Annotated in this window: 24 protein-coding genes; 11 read left to right on the top strand and 13 right to left on the bottom strand. The window is 48.4% G+C overall.

Annotation, left to right across the window (positions count from 1 at the left end; all coding sequences use genetic code 11):
• Window positions 1-76 precede the first annotated feature (76 nt).
• From hrcA to VK958_RS04600, 9 genes are all read left to right on the top strand, one after another.
• Window positions 77-1093 carry a heat-inducible transcriptional repressor HrcA gene (hrcA, locus tag VK958_RS04560; protein ID WP_325239363.1) on the top strand — a complete coding sequence of 339 codons (1017 nt, stop codon included), beginning with the start codon at window positions 77-79 and terminating at the stop codon, window positions 1091-1093.
• A 133-nt stretch (window positions 1094-1226) separates the two neighbouring features.
• Window positions 1227-1436, top strand: coding sequence for a glycine zipper 2TM domain-containing protein (locus tag VK958_RS04565; RefSeq protein ID WP_325239365.1), 210 nt, complete (start codon window positions 1227-1229; stop codon window positions 1434-1436).
• A gap of 161 nt (window positions 1437-1597) precedes the next feature.
• On the top strand, window positions 1598-2089 hold the full coding sequence (locus VK958_RS04570) for an FxDxF family PEP-CTERM protein (protein ID WP_325239367.1): 492 nt from the start codon (window positions 1598-1600) through the stop codon (window positions 2087-2089).
• 187 nt (window positions 2090-2276) lie between these two features.
• Complete coding sequence (hemH, locus tag VK958_RS04575) at window positions 2277-3383, top strand: ferrochelatase (protein WP_325239369.1); 1107 nt, start codon at window positions 2277-2279, stop codon at window positions 3381-3383.
• A gap of 133 nt (window positions 3384-3516) precedes the next feature.
• Entirely contained in the window at window positions 3517-4506 is a 990-nt protein-coding gene (gene rfaD / locus VK958_RS04580; RefSeq protein ID WP_325239371.1) for an ADP-glyceromanno-heptose 6-epimerase, read from the top strand.
• An 85-nt stretch (window positions 4507-4591) separates the two neighbouring features.
• Window positions 4592-5152 carry a D-sedoheptulose-7-phosphate isomerase gene (locus tag VK958_RS04585; protein ID WP_325239373.1) on the top strand — a complete coding sequence of 187 codons (561 nt, stop codon included), beginning with the start codon at window positions 4592-4594 and terminating at the stop codon, window positions 5150-5152.
• Window positions 5152-6624 carry a D-glycero-beta-D-manno-heptose-7-phosphate kinase gene (rfaE1, locus tag VK958_RS04590; RefSeq protein ID WP_325239375.1) on the top strand — a complete coding sequence of 491 codons (1473 nt, stop codon included), beginning with the start codon at window positions 5152-5154 and terminating at the stop codon, window positions 6622-6624. Before VK958_RS04585 ends, rfaE1 begins: the two co-directional genes overlap by 1 nt.
• Complete coding sequence (waaF, locus tag VK958_RS04595; RefSeq protein WP_325239377.1) at window positions 6621-7646, top strand: lipopolysaccharide heptosyltransferase II; 1026 nt, start codon at window positions 6621-6623, stop codon at window positions 7644-7646. The genes rfaE1 and waaF overlap by 4 nt, the downstream gene beginning before the upstream one ends.
• Window positions 7643-8371: a BUD32 family EKC/KEOPS complex subunit gene (locus tag VK958_RS04600; protein ID WP_325239379.1), complete on the top strand. Its 729-nt coding sequence runs from the start codon at window positions 7643-7645 to the stop codon at window positions 8369-8371. The genes waaF and VK958_RS04600 overlap by 4 nt, the downstream gene beginning before the upstream one ends.
• Here VK958_RS04600 and VK958_RS04605 read toward each other — a convergent pair.
• The 10 genes from VK958_RS04605 to VK958_RS04650 form a co-directional block, all read right to left on the bottom strand.
• Window positions 8368-9891 (bottom strand): hypothetical protein, encoded by a 1524-nt coding sequence (locus VK958_RS04605; protein WP_325239381.1) that lies wholly within the window; start codon window positions 9889-9891, stop codon window positions 8368-8370. The genes VK958_RS04600 and VK958_RS04605 overlap by 4 nt on opposite strands.
• Entirely contained in the window at window positions 9875-10480 is a 606-nt protein-coding gene (locus VK958_RS04610) for a class I SAM-dependent methyltransferase (protein WP_325239384.1), read from the bottom strand. The genes VK958_RS04605 and VK958_RS04610 overlap by 17 nt, the downstream gene beginning before the upstream one ends.
• Window positions 10481-10484: 4 nt before the next feature.
• Window positions 10485-11432: a hypothetical protein gene (locus VK958_RS04615; RefSeq protein WP_325239387.1), complete on the bottom strand. Its 948-nt coding sequence runs from the start codon at window positions 11430-11432 to the stop codon at window positions 10485-10487.
• A 95-nt stretch (window positions 11433-11527) separates the two neighbouring features.
• Window positions 11528-12655 carry a glycosyltransferase WbsX family protein gene (locus tag VK958_RS04620; RefSeq protein WP_325239390.1) on the bottom strand — a complete coding sequence of 376 codons (1128 nt, stop codon included), beginning with the start codon at window positions 12653-12655 and terminating at the stop codon, window positions 11528-11530.
• Window positions 12615-13433: a glycosyltransferase family 2 protein gene (locus VK958_RS04625; RefSeq protein WP_325239392.1), complete on the bottom strand. Its 819-nt coding sequence runs from the start codon at window positions 13431-13433 to the stop codon at window positions 12615-12617. The genes VK958_RS04620 and VK958_RS04625 overlap by 41 nt, the downstream gene beginning before the upstream one ends.
• A 52-nt stretch (window positions 13434-13485) precedes the next feature.
• Window positions 13486-14163: an HAD family hydrolase gene (locus VK958_RS04630; RefSeq protein ID WP_325239394.1), complete on the bottom strand. Its 678-nt coding sequence runs from the start codon at window positions 14161-14163 to the stop codon at window positions 13486-13488.
• 74 nt (window positions 14164-14237) lie between these two features.
• Window positions 14238-14864: a bifunctional 4-hydroxy-2-oxoglutarate aldolase/2-dehydro-3-deoxy-phosphogluconate aldolase gene (gene eda, locus VK958_RS04635; protein ID WP_325239396.1), complete on the bottom strand. Its 627-nt coding sequence runs from the start codon at window positions 14862-14864 to the stop codon at window positions 14238-14240.
• Window positions 14865-15020: 156 nt separating this feature from the next.
• Window positions 15021-16835 (bottom strand): phosphogluconate dehydratase, encoded by a 1815-nt coding sequence (gene edd / locus VK958_RS04640; RefSeq protein ID WP_325239397.1) that lies wholly within the window; start codon window positions 16833-16835, stop codon window positions 15021-15023.
• 220 nt (window positions 16836-17055) lie between these two features.
• The gene (locus VK958_RS04645) at window positions 17056-18774 is read right to left on the bottom strand and encodes a carbamoyltransferase family protein (RefSeq protein ID WP_325239398.1); all 1719 of its coding nucleotides are present in this window, start codon (window positions 18772-18774) and stop codon (window positions 17056-17058) included.
• 20 nt (window positions 18775-18794) lie between these two features.
• Window positions 18795-20276, bottom strand: a complete 1482-nt coding sequence (locus VK958_RS04650) for a lipopolysaccharide kinase InaA family protein (RefSeq protein ID WP_325239399.1) — start codon at window positions 20274-20276, stop codon at window positions 18795-18797.
• A 137-nt stretch (window positions 20277-20413) separates the two neighbouring features.
• Between VK958_RS04650 and VK958_RS04655 the strand changes: the two genes are divergently transcribed.
• Entirely contained in the window at window positions 20414-21298 is an 885-nt protein-coding gene (locus VK958_RS04655) for a lysophospholipid acyltransferase family protein (RefSeq protein WP_325239400.1), read from the top strand.
• A 19-nt stretch (window positions 21299-21317) separates the two neighbouring features.
• On the opposite strand, the gene VK958_RS04660 is transcribed toward VK958_RS04655, so the two are convergent.
• Both VK958_RS04660 and VK958_RS04665 read right to left on the bottom strand, forming a co-directional pair.
• Window positions 21318-22028, bottom strand: a complete 711-nt coding sequence (locus VK958_RS04660) for a type 1 glutamine amidotransferase (protein ID WP_325239401.1) — start codon at window positions 22026-22028, stop codon at window positions 21318-21320.
• A 45-nt stretch (window positions 22029-22073) separates the two neighbouring features.
• A complete protein-coding gene (locus VK958_RS04665) occupies window positions 22074-22604 on the bottom strand; it encodes a pseudouridine synthase (RefSeq protein WP_325239402.1) in 531 nt (176 codons plus the stop codon).
• Between the two features lie 10 nt (window positions 22605-22614).
• Between VK958_RS04665 and icd the strand changes: the two genes are divergently transcribed.
• Complete coding sequence (gene icd, locus VK958_RS04670; protein ID WP_414683844.1) at window positions 22615-23850, top strand: NADP-dependent isocitrate dehydrogenase; 1236 nt, start codon at window positions 22615-22617, stop codon at window positions 23848-23850.
• Between the two features lie 88 nt (window positions 23851-23938).
• Here icd and VK958_RS04675 read toward each other — a convergent pair whose 3' ends face one another.
• A complete protein-coding gene (locus VK958_RS04675) occupies window positions 23939-24142 on the bottom strand; it encodes a cold-shock protein (RefSeq protein WP_015831543.1) in 204 nt (67 codons plus the stop codon).
• Window positions 24143-24325 lie beyond the last annotated feature (183 nt).

The raw sequence follows: 24325 nt of genomic DNA on the forward strand, positions 1-24325 counted from the left end.
AACTGAAAAGCACAGGGGGCTGTTATCCTGAGCATAAATCGGGCAAAATCCCCCTACATGAATAAGGCTGTAAAAAGTGGATAAACGCGCACAGATTTTACTTAAAACCCTGGTCGAGCATTATATAAGTGGTGGTCAGCCGATAGGCTCACGCACATTGCTGCAACACTCCGGCCTGGATGTGAGTCCGGCGACTATTCGCAACGTGATGAGTGACCTCGAACAACTGGGGTTTATCGCAAGTCCGCACACTTCAGCAGGCAGAATTCCGACCAAAAAGGGTTACCGCCTGTTCGTCGATTCGCTAATGACAGTGCAACCACTGGATAACCAGGCTGTAGCGCAACTTAAAACCGGGCTGTCTTCGCCTAACCAGCAGGAGCTGATCAATAGTGCAGCAGACATGCTGTCGCAGCTGACACAATTTGCCGGCCTAGTGATGACTCCCAAGCGTACGCGCAATGCGCTCAAGCATATGGAGTTCCTGCACCTGAGTGAAAAGAAAATTCTGGTCATTCTGGTGACAGAAGACGGCCAGGTACAAAACCGCATCCTCATGGCAGAGAAAGCTTTCAGCAGCAGTGAGTTGATTGCAGCCAGTAATTACGTCAATAGCCATTGCCAAGGGTTAACACTGGATGAACTGCAACATAAGCTAAAGCAGGAATTACAGCAGGTGCAGGCGGATATTAATCGACTGATGTCAGCCGCGCTGGATGCGGCTGGCCAGCCCGAGCAATCTGCCAAGGAAACGGTCGTGATTTCCGGTGAACGCAATCTGCTGCAAGTCGATGAGCTTTCCACCAACGTCACCAGCCTGCGTAAACTGTTTGAAATTTTCGAGCGTCGCACGGCGCTCATGCAACTGCTGGATCATAGCCAACGGGCAGATGGCATACAAATTTTCATCGGTGGCGAAAGCGGTTACCTGCCTCTGGATGAATGTAGCCTGATCACTGCCCCTTATGAAGCGGATGGACAGGTAGTAGGAACACTTGGTGTGATCGGTCCTACACGGATGGCTTACGAACGAATTATTCCTATTGTCGACATCACGGCAAAACTTCTTTCAAACGCGTTATCCAATCAATAGTTTTTATAACTTTACAAATTTTTCTCAAATGTCTGAATCTTCCGACATGACAATCAGTTTCATACCTCTTCGCGTCCGCTAAGTAAGTTTTCATAATTGACCCACGTTCAATTTATACGCAATGGGTAGTCAAATGAAAAAACCATTAGTTTGGTCCTTATTTTTGGTGATTGCACTCAGTACTTCCGGCTGTGGTTCTATGAGTTCACGTGGCAAAAGTACCGCAATTGGTGCAGGCATAGGCGCAGTAGGCGGCGCAGTGCTTACTGGCGGTAGTGCAATTGGTACTGTAGGTGGCGCGGCAGTTGGTGGTGTAGTTGGCAATCAAATTAATAAAAAGTAAACGAAACTTACCCATGGGACTCAGTCTTGGATTGTGTCCTGCCACCCAGTAAACCATCCATCAATTTGCAGACAGTTGGCCTTCCCTTTCGCAAGGTCACCCGATTGCTTACATAAATTTAGTATTGATCCGTTTTTTTAATCGTTGTTAGGAGTTCTAGTATGAAAAAATCTTTATTAATGCTTGCATTAGGGCTAAGCACAGTCTTGAACACTGCATACGCCGCCACTTATGATGCGACGCTTTCAGGTGATGGTTATCAATTCAGCAGTGCATTTTCTGGTAACACCAGTTTTGATGACTACATTAGATTCAGTACTGAAGGATTACAAAATATCGTAGCCAGTATTTCAGGTTCTAGTAGCAATACATTCACCTTTGAAACATTTAATCTTCTTGATTCCAATAAGAACCTTGTCGCGACCGGATCTGTTTTAAATGGCACGCCAAAAGTGTCCTTTGGCTACCTTGAAAGCGCACAATATGGGAATTTCTTCCTGCATGTTGTAGGCACGAGTGTTGGTGCAACTACCGGTTATAATGGCACTATCACCACATTCACTGCTGCTGCAGTACCAGAACCAGAAACATACGCTTTATTGCTGGCTGGCCTCGGTTTGGTGGGCATAATGGGTCGCAAAAAAAAGCTTTAATATCTAAACTGGCACACTGTTTTTGACTTCACATTAATCCCCGCTTCTGCGGGGATTTTTATTATCGTTGAATAATCAAATGCATTAATTCGAAGCCATTTTATTTATACTTCCGTTTGAATATAAATAGAGCCTACTTGCTAACTCTCCCTCACCTTCGTCAGCCTGAATCGCATAGAATAAGCATATGACCTATTATCAGCCAGAACCTGCCTACACCCACGGCAGCCAACCAAAAGTGGGTATCCTGCTAGCTAATCTGGGTACGCCAGAAGCACCGACAGCCAAAGCCCTCAGGCCTTACTTACAGCAATTCCTGATGGACAGGCGTGTGGTAGAAATCCCGCGCTTTATATGGTGCTGGATTTTGCACTGCATCATTCTGGTGATTCGTCCAAAAAAATCGGCAGAAAAATATGCCAGTGTCTGGACAGACCAAGGCTCACCGCTGATGGTGTATGCGCAACAACAGAAAAAGCTGCTGCAAGGCTACCTGACCCAAAAAATCAACTCGCCTTTTGCCGTCGAACTGGGCATGACCTACGGCAACCCCAGCATGAAAAGCGCCATTGAATCCCTCAAGGCACAAGGCTGTGACCGCATCCTGGTGTTCCCGCTCTACCCCCAATACGCCGCCAGCAGTACCGCTGCAGCAATGGATGCGGTCTGGCGCGTACTGCTTAAAATGCGCAATGTGCCTGCTATCCGCACCATCAAGCACTACCACGATCATCCGCTCTATATTCAAGCACTCGCCAGCCATATCCAAGCGTACTGGCAACAACACGGCCAGCCTGAAAAACTGGTGATGAGCTTTCATGGTGTGCCTAAATTTCACCTGCTCAAAGGCGACCCTTACCACTGCGAATGCCACAAAACGGCTCGTTTACTAGCTGAGGCCTTAGGCTTAAGCAAAGAGCAATACCAAGTCGCCTTCCAGTCCCGCTTTGGCCGTCAGGAATGGCTGCAGCCCTACCTCGCCAATACGCTGGACGCACTTGGCAAAAAGCAGATCAAGCGCATAGATGTCGTCTGCCCAGGCTTTAGCAGCGATTGCCTGGAGACATTGGAAGAAATCGCCATGGAAGGCAAACATCTGTTTCAGTCTGTCGGCGGTGGGGATTATCACTACATTCCGGCGCTCAATAGTGAGGCGGTTTGGATTGAAGCGATGCGCGATATTGCGCTGGAGCATTTGCAGGGTTGGGTAAGTGATGAGTTTGACTCAGTAAAGGCAGAAGCTGAGGCACAAGCAAATAAAGAGCGGGCTTTGGCGTTAGGCGCTGAAAAATAAACTTCAGTTTGCGCGCAGGCTCTCCATACCTAATGATTTTCCTGGATTGGCGTGATGCGCTAACACGCCATTCACTGCCAGCCCTCCCCGATTACGCGTTATAATCGCGTTTTAACGTTTTAATTGCTCGCCTATGATCATTATCACCGGTGGTGCAGGCATGATTGGTTCTATCATGGCCTGGCATTTGAACAACAAACTTGGTCGGCAAGACCTCGTGATTGTTGACCGTATCACACATGAAAACCAATGGCAAAATCTGGTACACAGGCACTATGCCGAATACCTGGACAAAGACCAGTTGTTCGATTTTCTGGAAGACAATGACGAGATCACTGCGGTGATTCACATGGGCGCAATCAGCGCGACCACCGAGCGTGACTTTAACAAGCTGGTCGCGGACAACATGCATTATTCACAGGACCTGTGGTCCTGGTGTGCCGAATATAAAGTACCGTTCTTTTATGCGAGTTCTGCAGCAACCTACGGTGGTGGTGAGCAAGGTTACGACGATGCCAGTATAGAGAATCTGCGCCCCTTGAATGGCTATGGTTACTCCAAACACTTTTTTGACCAGTGGGTGTTACAGCAAGTCGCTGACAAACAGGTCACCCCGCCTGCCTGGGCCGGATTCAAGTTCTTTAATGTGTATGGCCCAAACGAATATCACAAAGAACGCATGGCCAGCGTGGCTTACCATACCTTTAACCAGTTCAGGGAAACCGGCACCATGCGCCTGTTCAAAGGTACAAAAGAAGGCATTGAAGATGGCATGCAGTTGCGTGATTTTGTCTATGTGAAAGACGTGGCGGATGTGATGGGATTTTTCCTGGAAGCTGCCCTGAAACAAAAACCGGCCACCAGCGCCATTTATAATATAGGCACTGGCCAGGCCCGCAGTTTCAAAGATCTGGCAACCAATGTCATGACCAGCATGGCGCGAGAACCGGACATCACCTATATTGATATGCCACAGGACCTGCAGGGTAAATACCAGTATTTCACCCAGGCCGAGATGCAGAAGTTGCGTAATGCCGGCTACAAAAAACCTTTTACCAGCCTGGAAGAAGGTGTGAAAGATTATGTGCAAAACTATTTAATGCAAGAAGATGCTTATTGCTAACCATGCAGCATTTAGGCGCTACTTGCAATTTGATTCCATTGCCCGCATTTGATGCGTACACAACTACCGATTTAAAGGCGTCGTCATGAGCTATATTGAGTATTTAGAAGGCGAACATACAGCACATATGGCCATGTTTGAGGCCTTAAAAGTCACTTTCCCGCTGATCAGTGAAGTGGGCCTGGCAATGCGCCACTGCATTCAGCAAGGTGGGAAAATACTGTTATGTGGGAATGGCGGCAGTGCGGCTGATAGCCAGCATATCGCTGCCGAAATTGTTGGGCGCTTTAAAAAAGAGCGTAAAGGTTTGCCATCCATCGCACTGACAACAGATACCTCTATCCTGACGTCGGTAGGCAATGATTATGGCTACGATTACATTTTTGCGCGCCAGGTGGAAGCCCTATGTCGCCCGGAAGATATATTGATCGGCCTGACCACTAGCGGCAATAGTGCGAATGTGGTGCGGGCGATTGAAGCAGCGAATGAGATTGGCGCCACCACCATAGGGTTGACCGGTGGTAGTGGCGGCAAACTGAATACGCTCTGCAAATACAATATCGTAGTGCCTTCAAATGTGACTGCTCGCATCCAGGAAGCCCACATTTTCATCGGCCATAGCCTGTGCGAGATTCTGGAATCCTGATGGCTGACACGCTCACGACTGCAAGCCTGGCAACACTGGTCCAGCACTTTGGTGAAAATAATCAGCAAGTACTGGTGATTGGCGATGTCATGCTGGATCGCTATCTGATCGGTGAAGTGAACCGCATCTCACCAGAAGCGCCGGTGCCGGTATTACTGATCAAATCCGAACAGCATTGTGCAGGTGGTGCCGCTAACGTAGCCGCTAACCTGGCCTTGTTGGGTATACACACAAGGATGATCGGGCTGATAGGCGAAGACAATGAAGCATCCCTCTTAGTAAACGCCATGCACAGCCATGGCATTGATACGCAGGCGATGATCAAAACTTCAATGCGGCCGACTATTGCAAAAACCCGTATTCTGGGTGGCCATCAACAAATGATGCGGCTGGACCAGGAATTGACTAGTGAGTTGTCCGCCAGTGAAGCAAGCCATGTCACCGAAGCCATTCAAGCAGCACTTGAACAACAACCTGCACTCGTCATTCTGTCTGACTATGCCAAAGGCTTGCTGACGGAAGACATTTGCCAGCTTGTCATTCACCATTGCCGCACGCACAAGATTCCTGTGCTGGTAGACCCGAAAGGTCGCAATTATCATAAATATCGCGGCGCGACTGCCCTCACACCAAATAAAAAAGAAACGGCTGAGGCATGTGATACGCAGGTAAACGATGCTGCGTTGATTGAGAAAGCCAGCGCATTGAAGTCCAGCTTATCGCTGGATTTTCTGGCAGTGACCCGTGGTGAAGAAGGCATCAGCCTGATCACAGAGCGTGTTGAACATCTGGGCGCGACCGCCAAACAGGTATTTGATGTTTCCGGGGCCGGAGATACCGTGATCGCCACACTGGCCGCTGGCCTGATTCATGGCTTATCAGCGTTGGAAAGTTTATCGCTGGCCAATATTGCTGCAGGCGTAGTTGTAGGCAAAGTAGGCACTGTGCCAATTACCAAAGCTGACCTGGCTTATGCGATTGCCAGTGCACAAGGGAGCGCCCAGGCGCATAAAGTAAGCGAGTTGCCTGACTTACTGCAAAAGGTTTCCGCCTGGAAGCAGCAAGGTCAAAAAATCGTGTTTACCAACGGTTGTTTTGATTTACTGCATGCAGGCCATGTGACCTATCTCGAAGGTGCTAAAAAACGGGGCGGCAAACTGGTGCTTGGCCTCAATACCGATCGTTCGGTGTCTGCGCTCAAGGGGCCGACACGCCCGGTGGTGAATGAAAATGACCGTGCGCGTGTATTGGCGGCGCTGGAGTCTGTCGATGCGGTAATCTTATTCGATGAAGACACCCCTTTGAACCTGATCAATGCTATCCGGCCTGATGTAATCGCCAAAGGTAGTGACTACACAGCTGACCAGGTGGTTGGTGGGCAGGAAGTATTAGCCTGGGGCGGTGAAATTGCACTGATTGACCTGGTGGAAGGCCGCAGCACCAGCAACCTGATCAAAAAAATGCACGCATGAACAAGATTCTGGTGATGGGCCCCTCATGGGTGGGTGACATGGTGCTGGCCCAGAGCCTGTTCAAGCAACTCAAGATCGACCAGCCGGATTGCCAGATCGATGTCGCCGCGCCGACGTGGACATTACCATTGCTGGAAAGAATGCCGGAAGTGTCTCGCGCGATTGCGCTGCCCTTTAAGCATGGTGATCTAGCCATAGGCGAGCGCTACCGATTTGGTAAACAATTAGCCACTGATGGATATACACAGGCTATTTTGCTGACCAACAGCCTGAAATCCGCCATACTGCCTTGGGCAGCCAATATCCCAATCCGCACCGGCTTTAAAGGTGAAATGCGTTATGGCCTGATCAACGACATGCGGCCATTGGACAAAGCTTTCCTCAAAAAAACAGTGGAGCGTTTTGTGGCACTTGGTCGTGCAAAAGACGCTCCCCTGCCCCATTCATTGTCGCTACCAGCGCTGCAAGCCGACCGCACAAACCTTAGTGGTTTGATGCAACAACACAGCATAGCGCTATCCGATAGCCCAGTGCTTGGTTTGTGCCCAGGCGCTGAGTATGGCGAAGCCAAACGTTGGCCAGTGGAATATTATGCCGAAGTCGCTAATGCCGCTTTAAATAATGGCTGGCAAGTGTGGCTGTTTGGTTCGGATAAAGACCGGCCGGTGACCTCACAGATTCAGCAACACACGCAACAGCGATGCGTAGACCTGGCTGGCAAAACCAGACTGGGTGAAGCCATTGACTTGATGTCGGCCTGCCACACCATCATCAGTAATGATTCCGGGTTGATGCATGTAGCGGCAGCCCTCGATAAACAGCTGATCGCTATTTATGGCTCCTCTGACCCCGGCCACACGCCGCCCATGCATCCGCAAGCAGTGATTGAATATTTAGGATTGTCATGCAGCCCCTGCTTCGAGCGGGTGTGTCCGCTTGGCCACCTTAACTGTTTAAAACATATTCCGCCAAGCAGGGTGATAGCGCACCTTTCTTTAAGCACGCAGATACCTCAGGTATGACTTATCCGTTGCTGACAGCAAAACATCTCACCGATGCGCGTGTCATTGAGCGCGACCCGCGCGGGATCAAAGTATTGCAATTGCCGAATGGCGATTACCTGAAAGTGTTTCGCCTGCGCCATCGCTTCAGTTGGGCACGCTTTCAGGGCTACGCACAACGCTTTTGCCAGCACGCGAGCAAACTTAAGGCATTAGAAATTCCCACGATTCATGTGATGCACTGCTATGAAGTAAAAAATCCACGCTTGCTTGAATATCCACTCTCGAACAACCTGCATTCAGGGACGGAAGAGTCTGCGTCTTTAAGCCACACCTTTGTCGTGCATTACGCCCCTTTAGCGGGCAACACGCTAAAAGACCTGCTTGATAAACAGCAATTACAGACTGAACATGTGATTCAGCTAGGCGCTTTTATCGCCGAACTACATAAAAAAGGCATTCACTTCCGCTCATTACACCTGGGAAATATTGTATTAACGCCAGAAGGCAGGATAGGTTTGATTGATATTGCAGATATGAAGATTTACCCCTGGTCACTCTGGTTTGGTACGCGTTTGCGCAGTTTCAGGCATTTGACGCGCTATGCCAGGATGAATGCACCATTTGGCGAGTCGAACTGGGCGATCCTGGTAGACAGTTACATTGAATATGCAAAACTAGGGTTCTCTCAAGCCAGTGTGCTTAAAAAGAAAATGCAGCAATATTTGCTGCATCCTCCTCATTAACCAACACGTTTGAAGACAAGTAGCTGTTTTTTTTGCTTATGGCCGTAAAACGTCTTATCCAGCTGGAAACCAACGAGTTGCTGCTGAAACGCTTTTAACTTGGTATGCTCTTCCGGTGTGTCGTCAAATTTAACTACAATATAACTGTATTGCTGCATGCGCCCATCAGCGATCCGTTCGGCTAGGTCATCCCAGGCATAATCCTCTCTGCTATCATAAGGCACATCCGCATAAAACCTTTGTTTTGCTGAACTGTAAAGTGCCTGCTGGCCTGCTGGCAACCTGGATTTCACATAAGCGACGGCATCAATTTCATAATAAAAACCAGCATCTTTGGCTTTAATATTGCTGATAAACCCCGCCAGCAGAATCAGGGCAATCACCACAATCAATAACTTTTTGAGCAGCGGCATGGTCGCTTTTTGATGATGCATTAACTTATGTAACGCGAAACTGGCAAATACAATCAGCACAAAGCCGAACAGCGCCACATAACGGGCCGACAATAAGTTGACCTTGAAAGTAATCAAACAGCCAATTACCCACGACACAAATAACCAGAACAACAACACCTGGTATGCCGCGGGTTGCATACTTTTTTTGATGCTGTGTTTTTCAGCATACGCTAGCAAGATCGGCCCCCAGCCAGCCACACTCAAGCACTTTAGCGTGGTAATGGCAAAGTAGACCAGCAGGAAGCTAAACCAGGCATATTCTTGAAATGGTTCACCAATGACTGTATCGCGCATGTTATCGACGCGATGTGTAATATCTCGGGTAAAATTCATCTCGATATCTCTAAACCCGGTAAAAAGCTCCTTGACGCGTCCCAGATCCTCCAGCGTCATATGCATCGCCAATGAAACAACAGGGGCAATCAGGCTGCCAACAAACAGCAGTGAATAAGGGGCGACTAATCTTTTTAACCTGCTGGAGGCAGGGTGTGAAATAAAGAACCCGGCAAGCGGCAACACCAGCCACTGAATCGCACCTTCAATCCTGAACAATGTGGCCAATAGTGCAAACATTTGCCAGTAAAGTGCCTGCTGCCAGCGCCCCTGCTGATAGAACAGAATAAGTTGGTTGACCGCGTGTACCATCATTGCCCAGTACCCTAGGTCACGGCTGGCCATGGGCAAAATATCGCCAACGATGTAACCGGAGCTTAGCAGCAGCACTACAGCATAAAATTGCGTCCAGTCATTGCCGCCAGCAATGCTGACCATACGCATTAGCCCCCAAACCAGCAGCATAAAAAATACGACGATCAACAAGTTGGCAGAGGCTTGCAAGCCAAGCCCACTGATTGTATGCAGGCAAGCAATCAGTGCCGGATAAAACCCCCAGCTATACCCTTCAAATGGATGAGGATCACCCATGGCAAAATGTCGGGCCATCTCAAAGTAAAGGATAGAGTCATTCGTAATCCAGCCATGCTGTATCCACAACACTCGACAGCAAGTGATAAATGCCAGGAAAAGTGCGAGATAGATAGGGGTGTGTTTATGATGATTGATCATGTTTAATCGCTTGCAACTCCCATAAAACATGGGTTTGCGGTTTTAATTTTAGTTTTCTGAAAATCGATTTAAGTGTGGTGGCGAAATCATTATTGGCACGGTAATGTAGTCTTGGATAAACCCACATGACGCGCTTTGCCTTGAACATGCCGGTAAAGCCATAGTTCTTTCCATAACAACGGCCCTCACAGAAATAGCTATGTGTACCGTCAGTAATGAAGTTCACATGTGTCGGATCGATAAAAGCCTCTTTGCTGGGATAGCCTGGCGTCAATGCATAAAATACCCCGTCATGCTTTAGCACGCGCCATACTTCATTCATTAGCTCGATAAACGGGAAACGTGTACCAAACTCGCCCCCATTGAGTATCCGCGGAATGTGCTCTATGAAATCGAATGCCGAGACAGCATCAAAGGTGTTATCTGGGTAAGGAATACGATCTATAGACAGATTGGCGGTTTTAATCTCAATGCCGGGCTCTTTGATCGGATGCGCAATCAGGTCAATGCCACACACCACTTCATATGAAAAAGGATTTCTGGGCTTGCCTCCACAGCCCAGGTCAAGATGATGTCTAGCAATTTGCATGTATCTAAACCTTTATCAATTGATCGACTAATCCGCGCAGACCAGCCAGTTCCTTTATCGGGGAGTATTTGTTCTGCAAAATGGTGATATTTTCTTTAATCTTATTAAAATTAAAATTACCGTCATCAATCTTTGTGATTTTGTCCAATATCACTTCTGAGAATTTGCGGATATCTCCACAATTCACCTCATGAAACTGTTCTTCAAGCCAGTACTCTTTACCAGCTTGTCCTGTATACCCGATGACAATATTACCTGCCAAAGCGGCTTCGATCGGCGGCAAGCCTAAACCTTCCAGCTCACTGAATGATAAGAAGATTTTGGATTTGGATAACGTCTCAGCCACAGCCTCCTGGCTCATGTTTTCTATCGGGACAATCTTCCAGGTAGAAGGGAGTTTTCTGGCAATATAATTCAGGACAAGTGTTGAATGCTTCTCCAGCTTGCGCGGCATGTAAGTGATCAGGTTCTCTTTATGCGTCGCTGGCTTGAACAAGTCATCTTCAACAGATAAATGCAGCCGGTAAATCTTCTGCTCAAATTCCGGAAACAGGAAAACCAGGCATGCGTAAATATCATCCGATACGCAGGTAATCAGTTCTGCATGTTGATAAGCGGTATATACGGAATCAACATCTGCTTTACGAAAAACATCATAGCCACCCTGGACTTGTATGATGTATCTGATGCCTTTCGCGCGTGCGATCTTGGCTTCTCGCGCCGCCCACATCTCGTGGATGACAAACACTTCATGCTTTTTATTAAAGATAAAGTTTTTTTTGAAGTTCAGATTGGTGAATGGCACTTCACAACGGAAATCCACATCTTTAGGATGGAATATCTGTGCTCTGACACCAGGTATCTGCATATCATTGATCAGGGAAACATGCCGGTAAATCACTTTAACGCCACCTGATGCTTTCTTGGCGTTCGGGCAAAGGTAAGTCAGCATTAATCTATGTTCAGACTGCGTATTCCTGGCCTGATACCTGAATCTTCGACATTTGAAGATGAGATTATTGATAGCTTTCGGCCAAGAAAAACGCGTCATTTTTTTAACTTTTTAGTGAACAGTAAAAATTGGTGCAATAACGCATCATGCCACACTTGATCCGGCTCAATCACATTGCCCTCGGCCCACTCGTTCCATGATTTGATCACAATCACCTGGGTTGGCAAATGCTGTTTACGCTGCCGCAATTGCTGATAGATCTTTTCCAAATGCAAAGCAAAAGACTGCGGATCAAAGCCACGTAAAATGGTACCGCGCCGCAGATGACGCGGCGTGGTATCCCAACCGGTGAATACAATAGGTATCTGATGCGGGTCTTCAGATAATGGATCATTATCGACGACCAGCCCCTGATAACTGTATACAAATGGTCCGAGATGCTTGAAATGAAAAGTCCTCGCCAGCTTTTCGCGGATATATGACAACCCGTTATCACGCTTGCGCCACTTAAAAATGCTACCGGATTTGTTGTAGCCATCAAAGTATTCTTTCCAGGGCTGGTGCGGCTCGGTATTATCCGCCAACCAGTAAATGCCTGGAAAACCATGTTGTGTGGCGCATTGGTTAAAAGTCTGTATAAACACGCCAAGATCCGGGATATCCTTGGGACTGAAAATAGAAAATACGGGTTTTCCCTCTATCTTGATATAGTTGGCAGACAGAAAGTGCGGCAAGAGTTGCTCAAAGTAAGCCGTATAATCTTCAGCGCCGAGATATTGCTGCAACTGCAGTGTGATGTTGTCACGTTTGTTAAACCAGGTATGGTTGGCCCAACAAAAAGCATATTTGAAATCAAGCTGCTGATCGAGCACCATCTGCATGGGCTTTTCCAGCAATTTTTTACCTTCGCCAAACCAGTAATCAAACACCAGGAAACCATCAATACCATGTGTTTGTGCCACTGATTGCTGCCATTCAAACACTGCGGGATTAAGTAAATTGTAGTCACCAAACGGTGTTTCAGGCGTGTGAATCTGCTGCCAGTCAAAATAAATTCTAGCTGAATTCAGCTGTTGCCACTCAGTAAAACCTTGCCCCCACCAACGATTATTTTCTTCGATCTCGTGGAATTGCGGCAGATAATAAGCCAGGCTGAGCAGACGGTTTGGGAGCATGATGTTGTTATTGGTCCAGGCTGCTATCTGCAAGAATGGACTCGCCATCAATACCCCGTAATTTGGCATTGATGCGTTTGGCGCCTTCGCGCATATTTTTTTCGCTAGTCCCCAGTTGCGGATTGAAGATCAGCGTGGCATGGTTCAGATGATCGACATACTGACCTAACTGAACCGAGTCAAGAAACCGCATTTCATAGCCCGCTGCAACCATTTTGCGATGCATCACCATGCCAGCGGTCTGGTTTTCATCAGAAAAACAGGTGTCCAGCGCACGGATGATATCGGTTCGGTACATGGCACAATGGCTGCGTAAATAGTATTTACTTTCATCCAGGCGGTTCGGGTTATAACCACGATAACCAAACCATTTGTTTAAAGCCTTTTTCCAGGATTGTTCAAACTGGATTCCCCAGCGTTGCAAGGTTGTTTTGGATTCCAGTTTCCATGAGCCAACGCCTGCTAGCTTGGGATCGTCATTAAATGGCTCTAATAATATCTGCAACCAGTCTGCACGTTTGACGAAGGTATCCGAATGGATAGAAAGCACATATGGTGTGTTGACTTCCCCCAGTGCCATATCAAGCGCACGTGAGTGAGAAAGCGGCACGGTATCATCTGGCGCAGGCTGGCGCTCAATTAACTTCACCCAAGGTAAAGAACGCAGGTATTCCACTGAGGCATCCTGCGAATTATTATCGATAGCGATGACTTCAACCTGGTTAAAGTCAGTGAATTTACGCAACAATCGCAGGCAAATTTTGGTAATTTCCAGCGTTTTATAATTGGGTACCAGAATGGTGACTTGTTTTTTGTCTGTCGTCATGACCGGGCATTATAGGCTAGTGGATGGTTCTCTCAAAAAGGCAAGGCACACGTTAAAAATCAGTGTAAGGCTGTAGTTCAAGATGATGGCTGACTGTCACCTGATGCTGTTTGCAATAGCTTTGCCAGTCTGGCATGTCGGTCCAGTCGGAGACAAAGACAAAGTCCAGCCCCGCGCCTGTCGAGGCCTGGTGATCAAAGCGGCTATCGCCGATAAATAGCGCGGGGAACTGTATCGTGCCATCCGCGATCATGGTTGCCAGATGTTCATTCTTTTTTGTCGGACCGCCATAAATCCCCAATTCAAACAAATGGTCGAGGCCGCGACGTGGAAAGATCTTGCGTAACTCTTCCTGATCACCGCCGGACATCAGCATCCATTTGGCTTGCGAGGTTCTTTGCTTCAGATTATCCAGTTCAGGCGCGACCTCGCATTGCATGAGGGTTTCATCCAGAATCTCGGTAAAAGTATCCATCAATGTCTGAAAAAATTCTTCAGTGAATGGCTGTTTTAGAATGTCGCTAATGTAGTAACGGATTTTGTCGTTACGCGGAATACTACCCAGCTTGATGTGATAATCAACAAAAGCCTGCGCCTGCGCATCCGTTCCGCCAGTACGTTTCGAAGTGTTGTAATAAGCATCCACCTTGGTTTGGTTACTATTGAGCACCACACCATCACAATCCAGCACGATGGTTTTGTATTGTTCGAGATTCAATGAGTTAGACATATAAGCGTGCGGCAATAAAAAAGGCCTGTAAGACTACAAGCCTTTAATAATAGCTGATTTTCCTTATTGAATGATTAGGCTGCGACGATGGCTGAAGCTTCTTTCGCAAGCTTGGTGATATGCGCCCAGTCTTTGCGTTCTACTGCATCAGCAGGGGTTAACCAGGTGCCGCCACAGACGACTACGTTAGGAAGCGCCAGGAATTGAGGCGCGCTTTCAACACTCACGCCACCGGTAGGGCAGAATTTTACATCAGCAAACGGGCCGGCAAAGCCTTTCAGCAAATTGATACCGCCTACTGCGACAGCTGGAAACAGCTTCAGGAAGTAATAGTCATCAGCATTCGCCATCATGATTTCTGAACCGGTAGATACGCCTGGCAGTAATGGCAAGCCGATTTTACGGGCAAATTGACCCAACTCACTGGTATAGCCAGGGCTAACCGCAAACTGACAGCCAACATCTTTGGAAGCTTGTGCATCTTTCAGGTTGCGCACAGTGCCTGAACCCAAAATCGCATCAGGCACGTGTTTGGCAATCTGCTCCATCGCTTGCAAGGCCACTGGTGAACGCAAAGTCACTTCCAGCACTTTAACACCACCTGCCAGCAGCGCTTCTGCCATGGGCACCGCGTCTTCCACTTTGTTGATAACAATTACCGGGATTACCGGGCCATGGTTTGCTAAATCTAATGTGCTCATGTATGAATTATTTACCTAATAAAAATAAAAAAGAAATCTATTCAAAAACGGCTACCAGTAAATTCAAATGGCTAAGCAAGACAAGGCGAAGGAGCGCAGACAGTACATTTAGTACGGCAAGCGAACTGCAACGCAGTATTGCGACGCCATTTTAATTTACAACCAAGTGATAGCGCCTTCTTCGGCTGAGAGTACATTCCTGCGCATCCCGCCAAACAACTCACGGCCCAGGCCATGCGCATTATGGTGGCGTTTGGCATCGCTCAACTCTTCCGTTTCACGCTCTGCCCAGGTATCTTCATCAACCAGCACGTTCAACTGGCCAACCGTGCCATTCAAACGAATAATGTCACCAGTGCGTATCTTGGAAATCGGACCGCCGGCACTGGCTTCAGGACTCAGGTGAATCGCTGCCGGAATCTTGCCGGAAGCGCCACTCATACGGCCATCAGTGACAATCGCCACACGGAAACCCTTGTTCTGCAACACAGCCAGTGGCGGCGTCAGTTTATGTAGCTCAGGCATACCATTGGCTTTCGGGCCCTGGAATCGTACGACGGCAATAAAATCTTTTTCGAGTTCTCCACGGTCAAAAGCGGCTAACAATTCTTCCTGCGCGTCGAACACAATGGCAGGCGCTTCGATAATATGGCGGTCTTCAGGTACAGCTGAAATTTTGATCACGCTGCGGCCTAAATTGCCTTTCAGTAAACGCAAACCACCAGACTCATTGAAAGGATGTGCTGCAGTACGCACGATTGTTTCATCGCCACTTTCTGCAGGATAATCTTTCCATACCAGCTTATCGCCTTCTTTCTCAGGCTTCTTGCCGTAGTCACGCATACCACCGCCACTCACGGTGTATACATCAGGGTACATGTAACCACCCTCGATCAACTCGCGAATCACAAACCCCGGACCGCCGGCTTCCTGGAATTCATTCACATCAGCCTTGCCATTAGGATAAACACTAGCCAGCAACGGCGTGCCTCTCGCGAGATAATGGAAATCAGTCCAGTCAATAACGATACCTGCAGCGCGCGCTACCGCAACCCAGTGGATCAGGTGATTGGTTGAACCACCGGTGGCCAGCAAAGCCACCATGGCATTCACGATCACATGCTCATCAACCAGGCGGCCAATCGGCACAAACCTGTTTTTCTGGGTATTTTGTATCACCATGCGCACCGCTTCGCGGGTAAAGTCTTCACGCATGCCGTCATGCGGGTGAATGAATGCAGCACCAGGCACATGCAGACCCATGGCCTCCAGCAACATCTGGTTACTGTTGGCAGTCCCATAAAACGTACAGGTACCGGCACCGTGATAGGCGGCAGACTCACTGGCCAATAACTCTTCACGGTCACACAGGCCTTGTGCATATTTTTCACGCACTTTGGACTTGGAAGTGTTATCAATCCCGGTGCTCATAGGGCCAGCTGGTACGAATACACAAGGCAAATGACCAAAGTGCAAGGCACCGATCAACAAGCCTGGCACAATCTTGTCACATACGCCCAGCAACAGAGAAGCATCGAATACATCGTGAGACAAAGCCACAGCGGTACTCATGGCAATCGTATCGCGGCTGAACAGGCTCAATTCCATGCCAGGTTCACCCTGTGTGATGCCATCACACATCGCTGGCACGCCGCCGGCGACCTGTACGGTGGCGCCATGCTTACGCGCTTCGTCACGGATGATGTCCGGATAATTCACATAAGGCTGGTGGGCAGACAACATTTCGTTGTAAGCCGTCACAATCCCGATGTGGGTTGGTTTTTCTGCATAGATTTTGAACTTGTCATTTTGTGGCATCGCCGCAAAGGCGTGTGCAACGTTGGCACAGCCCAGGCGATCCGGGCCTTTTTCACGGTTGAGATAATCATCAATGCGCTGCAAATAAGCCTTGCGGGTCGGTCGACTACGCTCGATGATGCGTTCTGTTACTTCAATGTGAGATTGTTTCATTGACTATCGCTCAACTGTGTTTTAACTACTGAACTATCCTGATGAACTGCTTTCACTTACTTTTAATCACAGTTTAGGGATTTATTGTATTTGAGTCCAAACCGGACTCGATTCCCGATTATCGCTAAACAACTGGAATCAGTCAAACCAAAAAGAGGCTTAACATAGAATTTTTTGAATGATTCCAATCACTTAAATCGGTATTTTGTATTGATGGATGTTAGCTCTTCGTCACCAGGACATCTTCCAGCATCAGGTATTCCAGGTCGCAGCCATAAAACATATTCAATGCATCGGTGGGACTACAGATCATAGGCTCACCACGACGATTTAAGGAAGTATTCAACACCACCCCATTACCGCGCAGGCTTTCCAGATGCTCAATCAGCGCATAGTAACGCGGATTTGTTTCTTTGGTGACCACTTGCGCACGTGCGGTGCCATCTTCGTGCACCACTTCAGGAATACGCGATTTCCAGGCGGGGTTTACGTCAAACGTAAACGTCATGTAGGGTGCCGGATGGTCCGTTTGCAGGATATCTTGTGCGACGCGATCCAGCATACTTGGGCAAAATGGCCGCCAGCGCTCACGGTATTTGATTTGTGCATTGATACGGTCAGCCACGCCAGGAAAGCTTGGATCACCCAGAATACTGCGGCAACCCAATGAACGCGGACCGAACTCCATCCGCCCCTGGAACCAGGCCAGCGGATTACCGGCGGCCAGTAACTCGGCTGCTTTTTGCGGTCCATTTTCCACACGGGTGAATATGGGTTTCTCAGGGTGCGCCTCACAGGCAGCGATACATTCTTCATTGCTGAAAGCAGGCCCCAGGTAAGCATGTTCCATTTTATGTATGGTTTCACCAGCTTGGTGGGCTGCATAAGTTGCGGCGCCCAGACTGGTGCCGTTGTCACCGGCTGCCGGTTGCACGAATAATTCTTTCACATGCGGCAGGGAGATGATGCGCTGGTTAAGTTTCACATTCAGCGCTACCCCGCCAGCCATCACAATCTTGCCAGTCTCACGGATGATGTCGCCCAGATAATACTCAATCATTTGCAGCGCCAGGTCTTCCAGCAATTGCTGTACGCTGGCGGCATAATGAATATAGGGGTCATCGATTTCATCGCCAGAGCGTTTCGGCCCTAACCATTCGATCAGTTTTGGCGTGAAGTAGAAGCCTTTGCCATTTTCTTTATAACGGCGCAAACCCACCACGTTGACATACTCGGTGTTGATCACCAGCTCGCCATTCTCAAATTTGGCCAGGCGACTTAAATCATATTTCTTTGCATCGCCATACGGCGCCATGCCCATGACCTTGAATTCGCCGTCCAGCATTTCAAAGCCCAGGTATTCGGTGATGGCGCCATACAAGCCACCCAGCGAATCAGGATCATAGAATTCTTTAATCTTATGGATCTTGCCATTTTCACCATAGCCAAAAAATGTAGTGGCATATTCACCCTTGCCATCAATGCCGACAATCGCTGTTTTTTCTTTAAAACCACTTAAATGATAAGCGCTGGAAGCATGTGCCAAATGGTGTTCCACCGGCACGAATTCGGCATTTTTCAAGCCCAAATCCTGCATTAATTTAAGCGATTTATCGCGGTTGCGCCTGAAACGGCGATTACCGTTAAAAATCGCATCCAGTGCACGGTCTGGCGCATACCAATAGCGCTTGGCGTAATGCCAGCGCGCAGGTGAAGCCAGTGAAATTTCAGCATATGGAAAAGCGACGATATCCACTTGGTCAGCCGTAATACCTGCCTGTTTCAGGCAAAACTTGGCTGCCTCATACGGCCAATGATTTTTGGCGTGCTTGTCGCGTATAAAACGTTCTTCTTCGGCGGCGGCAATGATTTTGCCATCCACCAGAATAGCCGCAGAAGCATCGTGACCCAATGCGCCAGATAACCCTAATACAATCATTCAGTGACTCGTCAATTGATTTAAATAGAAATGCCTGCCAGCTTCAGCGGCATGTGATCCACATATACTGCATGAAAACTTTGCAACAGCGCATTATACAGCGAAGTATCGTCTTTCCAATTTTGCAGCAATCGGCGGATGTCTTTGACATGCGCACGCAACGCACGTTTAGCACAACGGTGCTGCTGCATGCTGTCTAAATCCATGACAACAATCTGGCCTTGAGCATTAATCTGTAAATTGGTGGCTTTCATATCGCCATGCGAAATCTGCAGCAGGTAAAACTGGTAGCAGGTCAATGCAAGCTGCCTGAGTGCTTCAGACCGCAATGCTTCATCGCTGATGGTATTGAAGAAAGTGAATGCATCAGGCAATGCACTCACGGCAGAGACGAAATAAGCCTGGCCACGCAATCCGAAAAGGCGTTTTTCAAGCATGGCTAATGGTTGCGGCGTCAGGATTTCATGGTATTGCAAACGATGTGCGTTAGACCACGAAACAGCTGCCCGACTGGGCCGCCAGCTACGCCCAATTGCATGCAACATATTCTTGATGTTATACCGTTTGATCACTGCATCGAGCTGCGCGAGACGGGTACGCACCACAGTACTGGTATTACCCTCTTTAAGCATGCTCCCCGCTCGCATGGCCAATTCAAGCGCATCGGGAGTCAATTCAGGCAAGGCTACATGTGCGTTGTGCGCCATGACAAATGTTGCTGTCTGCTGCCAGATGACATCGGTACAGTTACGGAATATTTTTCGCTCGACATATTCACGTACTTCCTGCGCTTTATAGTGCTTCGCCCAAGCCAGAATCTGGTTCTGGCTAATCTGCCCTGACCACTTACGTTGCTGTTGGTAAGCACCCAGCAAATCCGGAACCCATGCCTGCTGATCCAAGATGGAAAGCTTGGCTATTAATGCAGCAAGTTGCTGATAACAAGCCCGCCGGGACAAGGTTTTTTTGCGTATGCCGTCGCCATCAATCGACCATACGCTGCCATTGGCCAGCATGAAATTTTTCAAATGCAAGTCAGTTTGCAACAGGCCTGCTGCATGTTGCTGAGCGAGAACTTGCACCACTTTTTCAAGCAACATGAGTCTTTGCGGCACTTCAGTCTGTGCATATACCTGGTGGACATTTTCGGCCTGCGGAATAGCAGCATAGATCAGCACATGCGCCTGCCCATTTTTTGCATGCCCCTGCCATAACAAAGCAGGCGTCTTCAGTGCGGCTTCCGCCATCCATATGGCACCTTGCGCATCGCGCTTGGCATATTTTTCGGCCTGCCTGCCAATAAACACCTTGGCGAACACGGCCTGATTTTGCCAGGCTGCACTAAACACCCAGCGACGACCTGGCAACATGCGATGCACCTGCAATTGCGTTAACGCGCTGCCATCAGGCAATGCTAATTGTTCGCCAGTCACGACTGGACAAGCAATTGGCATTGAAATACTGGCGTTATGGGTTTGTATGATGGGTTCCAGATCAGGCATGCAATGTCGGGGTTGAGGAATTCCGGCTATTTTACTGCAAACCTGCCTGCATCATAAAAACTTGACTGCCTTGTACTAGTAGCGCACAAGAGTTTGTTAAGATACTCATCACTTTTTTTAATTTACGCCCAATCTTCATGCTGCTTTACTTTTGCAAATTTATAGCCCGCCTGCCGTTGCGCTGGGTACATTGCCTCGGTGCGGGATTGGGGAGGCTGTCATACTGGCTGGATCGCAAAAGTAACCAGGTGGCCTTGAATAATATCTTGCAAAGCGGGTTGACTGACAACCACGCGCAGGCGCAAGAATTAATGAAACGCAGCCGGCTCGAAGCCGGCAAGGCCATACTGGAAACATTTTTTATCTGGGGCCAATCCGCTGAACGCCTGCTACCGTTGATCCAGCACGTCCATGGTTGGGAAGCTGTCACCCAAGCACAACAGAATGGTAAAGGCCTTATTTTCCTGACGCCACACCTGGGGTCTTTTGAAATTACTTCCGTTTATTATGGCGCGCAATGCCCGATCACCGTACTTTACCGCCCCCCCAAAATGCAATCACTCAGTAACCTGGTGGTAAGCGGCAGGCAAAAAGGCAAAGTGGAGATGGCGCCAGCCAATGCAAGCGGTGTCAGGAAATTATTGCAGGCACTCAAAAACGGGCAAGCGGTGGGCATATTGCCCGACCAGATCCCCCGTAGCGGTGAAGGTGAATGGGCAGATTTTTTTGGAAAACCGGCTTACACCATGGGACTCGCGAGTAAACTGGCCAACAAAACCGGCGCGGTTGTGGTCATGGCCTTTGGTCGGAGACTGCCTGAAGGAAAAGGCTTTGATATTCACCTGACGCGGGTGGAAGACATCAGCACACCCTCCCTGCTTAACCAGGCAATAGAGCGACAGATTGCGCAATGCCCGCAACAATATTTATGGCAGTACAACCGTTTTAAGCAGCGTCGTTATGCAATGCATAAGCTTGAGAAGCAATCTGCCACCACACAAGTGGATACCCCGGAACAATAATGTTTCAGGCAGATTTAGATTAATTGTGTACTAATCCCTGGATCCAGCGGCTATAAACCTTGTCGGCTACAGTGTGCAAGGTTTCGCAACCCGTTTCCACTTCCGCCAACATGACTTCTGCAGATTGTACGGCAGGACTTGACGATGCTTCTGCAATATCCGCTTTCCATTTATCAGTCCAGACCCTGACCATTTCCGGCATCATTTCAATGTGGCATTGAAAGCCGATGTGTTTACCAAAAGCATACGCCTGGTTCTCGCAGTATGGGCTGGTCAGTAGATGGGTAGCGCCCTCGGGCACCGTAAATGTTTCGCCATGCCAGTGAAAACTGTTGAAACCCGGCAGATCACCAAACCATTCTTTGGCTAACGAATTATCCAGCACAGAAACCTGTCCCCAGCCGATTTCCTTGACCGGGTTTTTACTGACGGTGCCGCCCAGCGCTTTGCTGATCAGTTGTCCACCCAGGCAATGGCCCAGCAAAGGCACATCCTTATCAACTGCATTGCGGATCAGGCTCAACAACGGCGGAATCCATGGCAAATCGTCGTTGACGCTCATGGGCCCGCCCATCAGCACAATGCCGCTATAGGCTTCAAGGGAGCCAGGCACCTCTTCTCCTTTATCGATGCGCACTTCGCACCAAGGGATGGCATGTTGCGCTAAAAAAGTGCCTAGATAGCCTGCACCTTCACAGCAGGCGTGCCTGAAAACAACCACCGGTTTCATACTTAACCTTTTCACTTCCTTTACTTGGGACTCTGATTGCTTAAATTAAATCGCTTTATATTTCCCAAGCAAGATTCCGTCCAGATTGTACGGCCCGATCGCATAACGTATCAGCCGTAAGGTCGGGAAGCCAATATGGGCGGTCATTCTGCGCACCTGGCGGTTCTTGCCTTCGCTTATTTTCAGCTCCAGCCAGGTAGTGGGGATCGCTTTGCGTTCACGGATGGGCGGGTGACGCTGCCACAAATGGGCAGGTTGATCGATAATTCGCACTTGTGCGGGCTGCGTCACAAAGTCACCCAAATCAACACCCTGCTGCAATGGCATCAAATCTGCTTGTACAGGAGCACCTTCGACTTGTACCCAGTAGGTTTTAACTTCTTTGTGTTTGGGATGACTCAAACGATGTTGCAAAGCACCGTCATCGGTTAAAATGAGCAATCCTTCAGAATCGGTATCCAGCCGCCCGGCCGCATAAACGTTGGGAATCGGAATATAGTCTTTGAGCGTCGCGTGTTTCTCATGAGGAGTGAACTGGCAGACGACGTTAAAAGGTTTGTTAAACAGTAATAACATGGAAAGCGCTATGTCAAAAATCAAGGTGCCAGCCACTGGCAGCAAAATCATCGTGAATGCCGATAATACCCTAAATGTCCCAGACCAGCCTATTATCCCCTTCATTGAAGGCGATGGTATTGGGGTAGACATTACGCCCCCGATGATCAAAGTAGTCGATGCTGCTGTAGAAAAAGCCTACGGCGGCAAGCGCAAGATTTCATGGATGGAAGTGTATGCCGGTGAAAAATCGACGACAGTGTATGGCAAAGACACCTGGTTATCTGATGAAACCATGGCTGTGCTGAAAGACTATGTCATTTCGATTAAAGGCCCATTAACTACACCAGTCGGCGGCGGTATTCGCTCGCTAAACGTCACCCTGCGTCAGGAACTGGATTTATACGTTTGCCTGCGCCCGATTCAATATTTTGACGGTGTACCAAGCCCGGTGAAACATCCGGAAAAAACCGACATGGTGATTTTCCGTGAAAATACCGAAGATATTTATGCCGGTATCGAATGGGCGGCCGGGTCTGAAGAAGTAAAAAAAGTGATTAATTTCTTGAGCGATATGGGTGTGCGCAAGAAAATCCGCTTCCCTGAAGCTTCTGCGATTGGCATTAAACCTGTCTCAATTGATGGTAGTAAGCGTCTGATTCGCAAAGCGATTCAATATGCGATTGATAACAACCGCAAATCGGTGACCATTACCCACAAAGGCAATATCATGAAGTTCACCGAAGGTGGCTTCCGTGATTGGGGTTATCAGTTAGCCAAAGAAGAGTTTGGTGCGGAACTGATTGATGGCGGACCATGGTGCACACTGCCCAACGGCATTGTGATCAAGGACTGTATTGCTGATGCATTCTTGCAAGAAATCCTGCTGCATCCGGAAGATCACGATGTCGTCGCAGCACTCAACCTGAATGGTGATTACATCAGTGACGCATTGGCTGCTCAAGTCGGTGGCATCGGCATTGCCCCAGGCGCGAATTTAAGCGATACCATTGCCATGTTTGAAGCCACACATGGCACGGCGCCCAAAATTGCCGGTAAAAACCTGGCTAACCCAAGCTCATTAATTCTGTCGGCAGAAATGATGCTGCGTCACATCGGTTGGATAGAGGCCGCAGACCTAGTGCTCAACGGCGTTGGTAAAGCAATCGCCAGCAAGCGAGTGACGGGAGACTTCTCCAGCCAGATGGAAAGCGCAACCCAGGTGAGCACTGCCGAATTTGGTGATGAAATCATCAAAAATATGTAGGCTGGATTAAAGGCTTACTTTAAAGTAAAACCATAAAAAACGGCTCACCAATGTGTGAGCCGTTTGCATTTGGTGCCCCTAAACAATCTTATGCTTTTTGGATATTGCTTGCTTGCTTGCCTTTAGGGCCTTCTGTCAAATCAAAACTGACACGCTGGCCTTCTTTTAAGCTTTTGTAACCAGACTCAACGATTGCGGAAAAGTGCGCGAACAAATCGTCACCGCCATCATCAGGAGTAATGAAACCAAAACCCTTAGAATCGTTAAACCACTTTACGGTACCTGTTGCCATTTTACTTCCTTACTTTTTTACTTATACAGGGAGGCGCCCCAAAAGTTTGTCTCAAGTACTTAAGTCGCAATAAACAAGCTTTGCTTTACTTAAAGACGGCTACTAAAAACCTGAACGCAAACGCCTTAAGGGCTTTATACATTCAGCTTTATTTAAATGTCAAGCGTAATTTTTCATCTTTTA

The organism is Methylophilus sp., assembly GCF_035460085.1.
Classification (GTDB): Bacteria; Pseudomonadota; Gammaproteobacteria; order Burkholderiales; family Methylophilaceae; genus Methylophilus.

Bases quoted from the DNA above. Each gene is read 5' to 3' on its own strand.
- VK958_RS04675 (WP_015831543.1), bottom strand. From the start codon at position 24,142: ATGGCAACAGGTACCGTAAAGTGGTTTAACGATTCTAAGGGTTTTGGT.
- VK958_RS04655 (WP_325239400.1), top strand. From the start codon at position 20,414: ATGCTGCTTTACTTTTGCAAATTTATAGCCCGCCTGCCGTTGCGCTGG.
- VK958_RS04650 (WP_325239399.1), bottom strand. From the start codon at position 20,276: ATGCCTGATCTGGAACCCATCATACAAACCCATAACGCCAGTATTTCA.
- VK958_RS04665 (WP_325239402.1), bottom strand. From the start codon at position 22,604: ATGTTATTACTGTTTAACAAACCTTTTAACGTCGTCTGCCAGTTCACT.
- rfaD (WP_325239371.1), top strand. From the start codon at position 3,517: ATGATCATTATCACCGGTGGTGCAGGCATGATTGGTTCTATCATGGCC.
- rfaE1 (WP_325239375.1), top strand. From the start codon at position 5,152: ATGGCTGACACGCTCACGACTGCAAGCCTGGCAACACTGGTCCAGCAC.
- VK958_RS04645 (WP_325239398.1), bottom strand. From the start codon at position 18,774: ATGATTGTATTAGGGTTATCTGGCGCATTGGGTCACGATGCTTCTGCG.
- VK958_RS04625 (WP_325239392.1), bottom strand. From the start codon at position 13,433: ATGACGACAGACAAAAAACAAGTCACCATTCTGGTACCCAATTATAAA.
- VK958_RS04605 (WP_325239381.1), bottom strand. From the start codon at position 9,891: ATGATCAATCATCATAAACACACCCCTATCTATCTCGCACTTTTCCTG.
- VK958_RS04660 (WP_325239401.1), bottom strand. From the start codon at position 22,028: ATGAAACCGGTGGTTGTTTTCAGGCACGCCTGCTGTGAAGGTGCAGGC.
- eda (WP_325239396.1), bottom strand. From the start codon at position 14,864: ATGAGCACATTAGATTTAGCAAACCATGGCCCGGTAATCCCGGTAATT.
- hemH (WP_325239369.1), top strand. From the start codon at position 2,277: ATGACCTATTATCAGCCAGAACCTGCCTACACCCACGGCAGCCAACCA.
- VK958_RS04585 (WP_325239373.1), top strand. From the start codon at position 4,592: ATGAGCTATATTGAGTATTTAGAAGGCGAACATACAGCACATATGGCC.
- icd (WP_414683844.1), top strand. From the start codon at position 22,615: ATGTCAAAAATCAAGGTGCCAGCCACTGGCAGCAAAATCATCGTGAAT.
- VK958_RS04600 (WP_325239379.1), top strand. From the start codon at position 7,643: ATGACTTATCCGTTGCTGACAGCAAAACATCTCACCGATGCGCGTGTC.
- VK958_RS04630 (WP_325239394.1), bottom strand. From the start codon at position 14,163: ATGTCTAACTCATTGAATCTCGAACAATACAAAACCATCGTGCTGGAT.
- VK958_RS04565 (WP_325239365.1), top strand. From the start codon at position 1,227: ATGAAAAAACCATTAGTTTGGTCCTTATTTTTGGTGATTGCACTCAGT.
- VK958_RS04620 (WP_325239390.1), bottom strand. From the start codon at position 12,655: ATGGCGAGTCCATTCTTGCAGATAGCAGCCTGGACCAATAACAACATC.
- edd (WP_325239397.1), bottom strand. From the start codon at position 16,835: ATGAAACAATCTCACATTGAAGTAACAGAACGCATCATCGAGCGTAGT.
- VK958_RS04615 (WP_325239387.1), bottom strand. From the start codon at position 11,432: ATGCTGACTTACCTTTGCCCGAACGCCAAGAAAGCATCAGGTGGCGTT.
- waaF (WP_325239377.1), top strand. From the start codon at position 6,621: ATGAACAAGATTCTGGTGATGGGCCCCTCATGGGTGGGTGACATGGTG.
- VK958_RS04570 (WP_325239367.1), top strand. From the start codon at position 1,598: ATGAAAAAATCTTTATTAATGCTTGCATTAGGGCTAAGCACAGTCTTG.
- VK958_RS04610 (WP_325239384.1), bottom strand. From the start codon at position 10,480: ATGCAAATTGCTAGACATCATCTTGACCTGGGCTGTGGAGGCAAGCCC.